Source organism: Halanaerobium congolense (genome assembly GCF_004366375.1).
Lineage (GTDB): Bacteria > Bacillota > Halanaerobiia > Halanaerobiales > Halanaerobiaceae > Halanaerobium > Halanaerobium congolense.
In genome coordinates this window covers 1-9,562 of the sequence record NZ_SOEF01000057.1, presented here as the reverse complement: position 1 = coordinate 9,562, position 9,562 = coordinate 1, and the positions used below count along the sequence as shown (strand labels likewise).

At 35.9% G+C, this 9,562-nt stretch carries 10 protein-coding genes; all 10 read left to right on the top strand.

Annotated features, from left to right (window positions below):
• Nucleotides 1–284 precede the first annotated feature (284 nt).
• Complete coding sequence (locus tag C7954_RS13005; RefSeq protein WP_134060252.1) at nucleotides 285–1,583, top strand: uracil-xanthine permease family protein; 1,299 nt, start codon at nucleotides 285–287, stop codon at nucleotides 1,581–1,583.
• 21 nt (nucleotides 1,584–1,604) lie between these two features.
• Entirely contained in the window at nucleotides 1,605–2,546 is a 942-nt protein-coding gene (locus tag C7954_RS13000) for an aspartate carbamoyltransferase catalytic subunit (protein WP_134060250.1), read from the top strand.
• Nucleotides 2,530–3,828 carry a dihydroorotase gene (locus C7954_RS12995; protein WP_134060248.1) on the top strand — a complete coding sequence of 433 codons (1,299 nt, stop codon included), beginning with the start codon at nucleotides 2,530–2,532 and terminating at the stop codon, nucleotides 3,826–3,828. Before C7954_RS13000 ends, C7954_RS12995 begins: the two co-directional genes overlap by 17 nt.
• Nucleotides 3,812–4,717 carry an orotidine-5'-phosphate decarboxylase gene (pyrF, locus tag C7954_RS12990; protein ID WP_089716872.1) on the top strand — a complete coding sequence of 302 codons (906 nt, stop codon included), beginning with the start codon at nucleotides 3,812–3,814 and terminating at the stop codon, nucleotides 4,715–4,717. Before C7954_RS12995 ends, pyrF begins: the two co-directional genes overlap by 17 nt.
• Nucleotides 4,718–4,824: 107 nt before the next feature.
• The gene (locus C7954_RS12985; protein ID WP_134060246.1) at nucleotides 4,825–5,604 is read left to right on the top strand and encodes a dihydroorotate dehydrogenase electron transfer subunit; all 780 of its coding nucleotides are present in this window, start codon (nucleotides 4,825–4,827) and stop codon (nucleotides 5,602–5,604) included.
• Nucleotides 5,605–5,638: 34 nt separating this feature from the next.
• The gene (locus C7954_RS12980) at nucleotides 5,639–6,541 is read left to right on the top strand and encodes a dihydroorotate dehydrogenase (protein WP_134060254.1); all 903 of its coding nucleotides are present in this window, start codon (nucleotides 5,639–5,641) and stop codon (nucleotides 6,539–6,541) included.
• 25 nt (nucleotides 6,542–6,566) lie between these two features.
• Nucleotides 6,567–7,139 carry an orotate phosphoribosyltransferase gene (gene pyrE, locus C7954_RS12975; RefSeq protein WP_073160755.1) on the top strand — a complete coding sequence of 191 codons (573 nt, stop codon included), beginning with the start codon at nucleotides 6,567–6,569 and terminating at the stop codon, nucleotides 7,137–7,139.
• Between the two features lie 160 nt (nucleotides 7,140–7,299).
• Complete coding sequence (locus tag C7954_RS12970) at nucleotides 7,300–8,004, top strand: TVP38/TMEM64 family protein (RefSeq protein ID WP_134060244.1); 705 nt, start codon at nucleotides 7,300–7,302, stop codon at nucleotides 8,002–8,004.
• Nucleotides 8,005–8,124: 120 nt separating this feature from the next.
• The gene (gene gloA / locus C7954_RS12965; RefSeq protein ID WP_134060242.1) at nucleotides 8,125–8,508 is read left to right on the top strand and encodes a lactoylglutathione lyase; all 384 of its coding nucleotides are present in this window, start codon (nucleotides 8,125–8,127) and stop codon (nucleotides 8,506–8,508) included.
• Nucleotides 8,509–8,662: 154 nt separating this feature from the next.
• Complete coding sequence (locus C7954_RS12960; protein WP_073160761.1) at nucleotides 8,663–9,433, top strand: DUF368 domain-containing protein; 771 nt, start codon at nucleotides 8,663–8,665, stop codon at nucleotides 9,431–9,433.
• Nucleotides 9,434–9,562 lie beyond the last annotated feature (129 nt).

The following is a 9,562-nucleotide window of genomic DNA, read 5'->3' as shown; positions in this document are numbered from 1 at the left end:
TGAGACGGGGCAACGACTGACGGAAAGCTGTATACGGGAGAACCGTACGTGCAGTTTGACGAGGGGTCCCAGCTGAAAGGCTGGTCCTACTCTATTTAGCCAGGAAATTATACCTAATGGTTTGTTGGGGATAATATTTATAGTTTCATAATTTCCGCTATCAACAAAATTTAACCTTACTGTATTACAGATTGTCCGAAGGACATTTTGTTCATGTCCATTTAAGATTAACACTTTAAAAAGAGGGGATTTGACGTAACGTTATAACATCCAGGAGGTATAAAATGAAAATTTTAACACAAAGTAAAGAAAATTTAGCTCAGCTTAAAGAAGATGGAATTACAAGGAATCGACTATTTATACTGGCTCTACAGCACATGTTTGCGATGTTTGGCTCAACAGTACTGGTACCAGCACTGACGGGTTTAAATCCGGCAGTAGCACTTTTTACATCTGGACTCGGAACCCTGATTTTCCACTTAATTACCGGCGGAAAAGTACCTGCCTATCTCGGTTCTTCTTTCGCCTTTATTGCTCCAATCATAGCCGCTCAAAATCAGTTTGGTCGAGATGGGGCGATGCTTGGAATTATAACAGTTGGTCTTGTTTATGCCCTGATGTCAGTAGTAATTAGACTGCTGGGCACAGAATTTTTTCGTAAGCTGCTGCCGCCGGTAGTAATTGGCCCGGTAATCATTACAATTGGTCTTGGTCTTGCTCCAACAGCAAAAGATATGGCTTCAGAGCATTTATTGGTAGCCTTTGTTACTCTGGCAATCGCAGTCGGAGTCAGTGTATTTGCTAAGGGAATTATTAAAGTTATACCGATCTTGCTTGGAATAATGGGTGGTTACACTTTTGCTGCTTTTTTAGGGCTGGTAGATTTTGCACCGGTAATGGAAGCTTCCTGGTTTGCTCTACCTAAGTTTGCCTTGCCAACAGTAAGTGGTAACTTAAGAGCGATTACACTTGTGGCACCGATTGCCTTAGTGACTATGGTTGAACACTTAGGTGATGTTGTGGCGATTAGTTCCACTGTTAAAAAAGACTTTATTGAAGAACCAGGTTTACATAGAACCCTCCTGGGTGATGGAATTGCAACCTTAGTTGCCGGACTTTTCGGTGGACCTCCAAACACAACTTATGGAGAAAATGTAGGTGTTTTAGCTCTGACAAAAGTATATAACCCCGTGATTATTCAGCTGACAGCAGTAATAGTAATCTTAAGTTCTTTTGTTCAGAAGGTGGGAATTTTAATTCAGACTATCCCAACTGCAGTAATGGGAGGAATAGTTTTCTTACTCTTTGGTATGATTGCCTCTATTGGACTTAGAACCTTAGTTGAAAACAATGTAGATTTATCTAAAAATAGAAATTTAGTTATTGTCTCAGTCACTCTGGTAGTTGGAATTTCAAATCTGACTCTAAGCTTTGCCGGACTGGAATTTGGAGGAATGGGACTGGCAGCGATAGTCGGAATAGTAATGAATTTAATCTTACCAGCAGTGGAAAAAGATGATGAAGTAGAAGACCTTGACGAAGATTTGAATTTAGAACCAGAATTGAGATATGAAGCTAACTAAATTCGGGCAGGAGGGAATTAGATGAGTTTAAAAAGAAAAGATTTTTTGGGGCTCTATAACGTATCAAAGGAAGAAATCAATGAAATTCTTGATACAGCAGTAGCCATGAAAGATATTTTGACCAGAACAGTTAAAAAAGTTCCAACACTGCGTGGGAAAACAGTAATCAATTTATTTTACGAACCTTCAACCAGAACTAAGTTTTCCTTTAATCTGGCAGCAAAAAGATTGAGTGCAGATGTAATGAGTATCTCCAAATCTTCCAGCAGTATTGCCAAGGGAGAAAGTCTGCTCGATACCGCAAAAACTATGGAGGTCATGGGGGCTGATGTGGTAGTTATTAGACACAGTGCTCCTGGAGCAGCTAAATTTCTGGCCGAAAATATTTCTGCAAGTGTCTTAAATGCCGGGGATGGTGCTCATGCCCATCCAACTCAAGCCCTTCTGGATATCTACAGTATTAAAGAAAAACTGGGTGAGATTGCGGGATTGAAGGTTTTAATTGTCGGAGATATAGCTCACAGTCGAGTAGCCCGTTCAAATATTTGGGGTTTAAACAAACTAGGTGCTGAAGTTTCTGTTGCTGGTCCCCAAACATTAATGCCTAGAGAAATAGAGAAAATGGGTGTTAATGTTTATACTGATCTGGATCAAGCTTTAGAAAATGTAGATGTGGTTAATATTTTAAGAATCCAGATGGAAAGACAGGAAAGAGGACTCTTTCCTTCCATCAGGGAATATAGAGAAATTTATGGAATGAATGCTGAACGTTTGGAGCGGATTGGAAAAAATGCGATGATTATGCATCCGGGTCCAATGAACCGAGGCATAGAGATCGAAAGTTCAGTCGCAGATAGCCCACAGTCAGTAATCACTGAACAGGTAAAAAATGGTGTGGCAATCAGAATGGCACTACTTTATCTGCTGGCCGGGAGGGAGATAGATAATGAAGACCTTAATTAAAAATGGAAGTGTTTATGATTCAAAAAATGGACTTGCTGGCAAATATGATATTTTAATTGAAGGCAAAAAGATTTATGCAATTGAAGCAGAAATTAAAAATCAGAGTTATCAGGTTATTGATGCTGAAGGAAAAATTATTATTCCTGCTTTGATTGATATGCACACCCATCTCAGAGAACCCGGCTATGAAGAAAAAGAAACTGTAAAAACAGGTTCGGAGGCAGCAGCAGCTGGAGGGTTTTCGGCAGTAGCAGCAATGCCTAATACAAAGCCAATTGCTGATAACCCAGCTGTAGTTGAACATATGAAACACAAGGCTGAAACGGCAGCAGTTAGAGTCTATCCAATTGGCAGTATCACTCAGGATAGTAAAGGAGAGGTTCTTTCAGAAATTGGGACCCTTGCTAAAGCTGGGGTGAAAGCCTTGTCTGATGATGGAAATCCAGTAATGAATTCAGAAATTATGCGGAGAGCAATGGAGTATGCTTCAGCATTTGAGCTGCCAATAATTGATCACTGTGAGGACGAAAATTTATCTCAAGATGGAGTAATGCATGAGGGATATTATTCGACAATTTTTGGGCTGAAAGGAATTCCGGCAGCAGCTGAAGAGATTATGGTGGCCCGGGATATAGTTCTAGCAGAGATGACAGGGATTCATCTGCATATTGCCCATTTGAGTACTGAGGGAAGTTTAAATCTTGTAAAAGAAGCTAAAGCAAGAGGGGTTAATATCACCTTTGAAGTAACACCTCATCATTTATTACTAACTGATAAAATTATTGAAAACTATAATCCAGACGCAAAAGTACATCCACCGCTTAGATCTCAAAGAGATAAAGACATACTGGTTAAAGCTTTAAAAGATGGTGAAATAGATGTGCTGGCTACAGATCACGCCCCTCATACATTTGAAGATAAACTGGGAGAGTTTGATTATGCGGCTTTTGGTATTTCTGGTTTAGAAACAGCACTGGCACTTTTATATCATAATTTTATTAAAACAGAAATCATAGACTGGGATGACCTACTGAGAATGTATTATTATAAACCTGGTGAAATAATGAAAATTGAATCTGAAGGTTTAAAAGAAGGAGCAAGAGCAGACCTTTTAATTTTCAACCCTGAAAGAGAATGGACAGTAGATAAGAAAAAATTAAAATCTAAAGGAAAAAATACACCCTTTGTCGGTCAGAAGTTATGCGGGAAAAATGAACTTACTTTCGTCGGTGGGAAATTAGTATACGATGACCAAGGAGGCAGAAATGAAATACTTTATTGATCAGCTGCAGCAAAAAATTGAAGCCAAAGATTCTCGAATTTGTGTTGGACTTGATCCACACTTAGAAATGATGCCGAAAAATATTCTAGCAGCTGAACTATTAGAAGATATAGAAACAAATAAGAAAGCGATTGCAGATTCAGTCTTAAAATTTAATCAGGATTTAATTGATGCTGTTGCAGATATGACAGCAGTTGTTAAGCCACAGATGGCATTTTATGAAAAACTTGGAGTTCCTGGAATGGAATGTCTCTGGCAGACAATGGCCTATGCTAAAACAAAAGATTTAATTGTTTTATTGGATGGGAAAAGAAATGATATTGGCTCAACAGCAGGAGCTTATGCAGAAGCTTATCTAGAAAATAAAAAAATAGGGGTAGATTCGATAACAATTAATCCCTATTTAGGTAGAGATGGTGTTCTTCCTTTTTTAGAAAACAAAGAGAAGGGAGCTTTTGCTCTGCTTAGAACTTCAAATCCATCTGCAGGAGATCTGCAGGATCTTAAATTAGATGACGGCAGAACAGTTTACCAGGCAGTTGGTGATTTCTTACAGGACCTGGGCAGAGATTATTTGGGCGAATGTGGTTATTCTAATCTGGCAGCAGTAGTTGGAGCGACTTATCCAAAGGAATTAAAAGAAATAAGATCTCAGCTTGATTCAGTATTTTTTTTAATTCCTGGTTTTGGTGCTCAGGGTGGAGGAGCAGCAGATATAAAAGCAGGTTTTGATGAGGATGGCAGAGGAGCAGTTGTCAATTCATCGCGGGGAATTAATTTTGCCTACAGACAAGAAGAGTATTCGTATTTTGGGGCAGAAAACTATGCCAAAGCAGCAAGAGCTGCCGCTGAAAAAATGAAAAAAGAAATTAATGATGTTTTAAAATAGTGAAGCAATTCACTTGTACCAGGTACAAAAAGGCTTTTTTGTACCTGGTACCAACCAATAGGATGTACCAATAGGATGTGATCTCAATAGGAAAAAGGAGAAATTTAATGTTTAAAATTATTACAAATGAAGAAGTAGGACCAGATATTTTTAAATTAGCCTTAAAATATGATCAGCTCCCTCAAAAGCCGGAGCCTGGACAATTTTTTAATATTAAAGTTAGCCAAGAACTTAGTGATGATCCACTTTTAAGAAGACCTTTTAGTATTTTTGATTTTAAGTCTGAAGAGAAAAGAGTAGAATTCATTTATAAAGTAGTTGGAAAAGGAACCAAAATACTCTCTAAATTAAAAAACGGAACTGAACTCGATGTTTTGGGTCCATTGGGAAGTCCCTTTTCCTTGAATAATATGAATAAAGAAATTAATCTTATTGGCGGTGGAATGGGAATTGCGCCTCTGTTTTATTTGGCCAAAAAGCTAGAAAAACAAAATGCAGATCTAAAAGTTTATCTTGGTGCTGCAGATAAATCAGAATTAAATTTTTTTGAAAATAAATTTAGTCAATTAAAAGCAGATATATATTTAGCATCTATGTCAGAAGAATTAACTATTAAAGGAACAGCTCTAGATTTATGGTTGAAAAAACTGAAAAACAAACCTGATTTTATTTACAGCTGTGGACCTGAAAAAATGCTGGCAGCAGTTGAAAAAGAAGCACTAAAAAACAATATTATTGGTGAAATATCTATTGAAAAAAGAATGGGCTGTGGAATTGGAGTTTGTTTATCCTGCAGCTGTGAAACAAAAACAGAAGACAAGAAAAATAAAAGAGCATGTGTAGAAGGGCCGGTTTTTGAATTAGGGGAGGTTGTTCTGGATGGTTAATTTAGAAAGAAGAGATCTTGATCTAAAGGTATCAATGAAATCAAAAAATAACAAAAGTTTAAAACTCAAAAATCCTCTAGTTACAGCTTCGGGAACATGTGGAAATGGTAAAGAACTGGCAGAGTTTTTTGATATTAATCAGCTTGGTGCTTTTACCACTAAAGGAATCACTGTTAAATCACAATCTGGAAATAAAACTCCAAGAATAGCAGAGACTTCAGCTGGTATTTTAAATTCAATCGGTTTGGAAAATCCAGGTGTAGACAGTTTTATAACTGATATACTTCCTGAAACTAAAGATTATACTCTTCCTATTTTGGCTAACATTTCCGGCTACAGTAAGCAGGATTTTATAACATTAGCAGAGAAGTTAGAAGGTAAAGAGGAGCTGGCAGGAATAGAAGTTAATTTATCCTGCCCTAATATAAAAGGTGGGGGTATGGTTTTTGGTACAGACTCAGAAAAAGTTTTTGAGATCACTAAAAAAGTTAGAGAAATTTATTCCGGTTATATCATAGTTAAATTAACACCAAATATTACTAATATTACAGAAACTGCATTGGCAGCTGAAGAAGCTGGAGCAGATGCAGCTGCAATGATAAACACTTTATCAGCAATGAAGATTGATATTGACCGACAAAAACCTCTACTTGCTAACACTTTCGGAGGTTTATCCGGGCCAGCAGTTAAGCCTGTAGCAGTAAAAATGGTTTATGACTGTTATAAAAAACTAAATATCCCAATTTTAGGACTGGGTGGAGTTAGATCTGGTGCTGATGTAATAGAGTTTATGCTTGCCGGAGCAACTTCTGTTGGAATAGGAACTATTAATATGATTGAGCCAGCAGCAGGATTAAGAATAATTAAAGAAATTGAAAATTACATGTTAAAACATCAAATTCAGAAATTAAGTTCAATTATTGGAGCTGCACATTAAATAATTTAAATAGGGAGTGGATCAAATGACACAGGAAGAAATCAGAGAACTTTTAGTAGAAACAGATGTGATTCAAGAAGGCCATTTTGTTTTAAGTTCAGGCAGGCATGCTGATATTTACATGCAGTGTGCTAAAGTTTTACAGTATCCCAAGCATGCATCTACACTGGCAGCTGAAATTGCAGCTAAATGGGAAGAGGAAGAAATAGATGTTGTGATTGGGCCAGCACTGGGTGGAGTTGTTTTATCTTATGCAGTTGCCGAAAAATTGGGGGTTCGCTCAATTTTTAGTGAACGCAAAAATGGAGAAATGAAAATCAGAAGAGGATTTGAACTAAAGCCAGGGGAAAAAGTATTAGTTGTAGAAGATGTTGTGACAACAGGTGGTTCGGTTAAAGAAGTCCTGGCTGTTTTAGAAGACTTAGATGTTGAAATTATTGGATTAAGTTCAATTGTTGACCGCAGTAATGGTAAAGTTAAATTCAACTATGATTTTAAAGCACTACTGCCAGTTGATATAAAATCGTATAAAGCAGGCCAGTGTGATTTATGTAAAAAAGAAATTCCAATCACTCGTCCTGGCAGTAAAGAAAAATAAGGATTGTATCTTAGCAACAAAAAAAATATTAAAACTTAGCTTGTGAATATAAAGACAAAACAAAAAAAGACATGTATAATTATAACTGTAATCTATTTGTGAAAATATTATTATATTCACAGGGTAATAAATTTAAACAAATTTCAAGGAGGAATTATTTATGGCAAGTGAAGCAGCAGCCCAAAAAAAGAGTAACTGGCTGAAGATCGTTATCTTTGTTGCAATAATTGCAGCAGTAGTAATAGCAGTAAGACAATTAGGATATATGAAATACTTACAAAGTCCACAATTATTAAAAGAAGCAATTGATGGTTTAGGATTTTGGGGGCCAGTAGTTTTCATTCTTTTATGGGTTGCATCAGCAGTATTTTTCTTACCTGGAGCTGCCTTAGGAATTGTAGGAGGAATATTATTTGGACCATGGTTAGGAACCTTTTATACTGCTTTAGGATCAACAATTGGTGCAGTAGCAGCGTTTCTAGCAGGTAAATATGTTGCAAGAGATATGGTTAAAGGTTTAGTCGAAAAAAATCCTAAACTGCAGAAGATTGATGAAGGAGTAAAAAAAGAAGGCTGGCGTTTTGTTATGTTAACAAGACTTGTACCAGTTTTTCCATATAATGCTCAAAACTATGTTTATGCTATGACAGCAATTAAATTGCCTGTTTATGCACTAACTACTTTTGTCTTTATGTTACCAGGCTGTTTTGCTTTCTCATTTGCAGGTGGAGCAGTTTCTGCAGGAGGAAGTCCAACTAAAATCATTGCATATTTAGCAGTAGCAGGTGTAGCACTTTTTGCAATTTCTTTAATTCCAAAATATTTAAAGAAAAAGCACGGAGATGTTTTGGAAGATGACGAGTAAAATAAATTAATAATTAGAGGCTCTCATTTTGAGAGTCTTTTTGCTTTTATATTTGCATTTTATGTTATAGATGATTATAATAAATTATACAGAAAATAATTTTAAAGGAGTAGTGATAAAATGCAAAATTATGATTTTGTTCATTCTTGTATTAGAGTAATGGATTTAGAAAAATCAGTTGATTTTTACAAAAAGGCTTTAAACTTAAAAGAAAGCCGCCGCAGAGATTTTCCTGAAGATAAATTCACCTTAGTATATTTAACTGATCAAAAGGGTAATTTTGAGTTAGAGTTAACTTATAATTATGACCGTGAGGAACCATATACAATTGGAAATGGCTACAGTCATATCGCAGTTAAAGTTGAGGATTTAGAAAAATCTTATCAGCGACACAAAGCAGCAGGTTATGAGGTTGGAAATCTAAAAAGTTTAAGTGAAGGATCATCCGGATATTATTTTATTACCGACCCTGATGGCTACAGAACCGAAGTTATTGCCAAATAATTTAAATAAGATACTAAAAAAGCTCAAACTCTAGATTAAATAGAGGTTGAGCTTTTTTTGAATTTAGGCAGGTAAAGGGAGTAATTATCTTGAATAATAATATAGAGAGAATAAAATTAAAAAATATAAATTAATAACTGAAAGGAAGATTTATTTGCCAAGAAAAAACTCATATTTAGCCTTATTTTTTAAATCGATTCCAGTAGGACTTGCCAATACTCTACCGGGGGTAAGTGGAGGTACGCTGGCCCTGGTTTTAAATATTTATGAAACTTTAATTAATGCCATTAAAGAGATTAAAATCAAAAAACTCTTTGTAATTGGATTGGGGGCAGCAGCTGGAATTTTATTTGGTTCAGCTGTGATAACTGATCTTTATCAAAACCAACCTTTAATTGTAAATTATTTTCTCTTTGGTTTGGTAATCACCTCAGCCCACTCGACTTACAAAAAAATTGGTCATTTGAGCTTTGTTAAGATTTTAGTAATGGTTTTAGCTTTTGTGTTGGCTCTCTTTTTCTCAAGAGAAATTCAGCTTGGATTTTTAAATGCTAAAGGTCTTGTCTTATTTTTTATAGCAGGTTTTTTTGGTAGTATAGCTATGATTTTGCCGGGAATTAGTGGAGGTACACTTTTAATTTTAATGGGAGTTTATCATCCGGTTTTAAATGCCATCAATAATCTAGATTTTTTAATTTTAATAGTTTTTGGAGCAGGAGTTGCAGCAGGACTTTTGGTTTTTGCCTGGCTTTTTTCTTATCTGCTGCAGAAACATCAAAAAGAAATCATGGTAGTTTTAACAGGGCTGATTCTTGGTTCCTCAGCAGCAGTTTTCCCAAGTCAATTCAATATTAGCGGATTGGCAGCTTTTGCAGCTGGAGCAGTTTTAATTATTATTTTAGAAATTATTGGTCAGAACACTTAATATTTAGATTAATAAATATTTAAAAATAGATAATTTTATCTAAAACTGCCAAGAAAACTCCATCCAAGCTATGCATTGGGTGGAGATGATTTGGCTATTTACTTTGATTTTCAATATTTTTTTGATTAT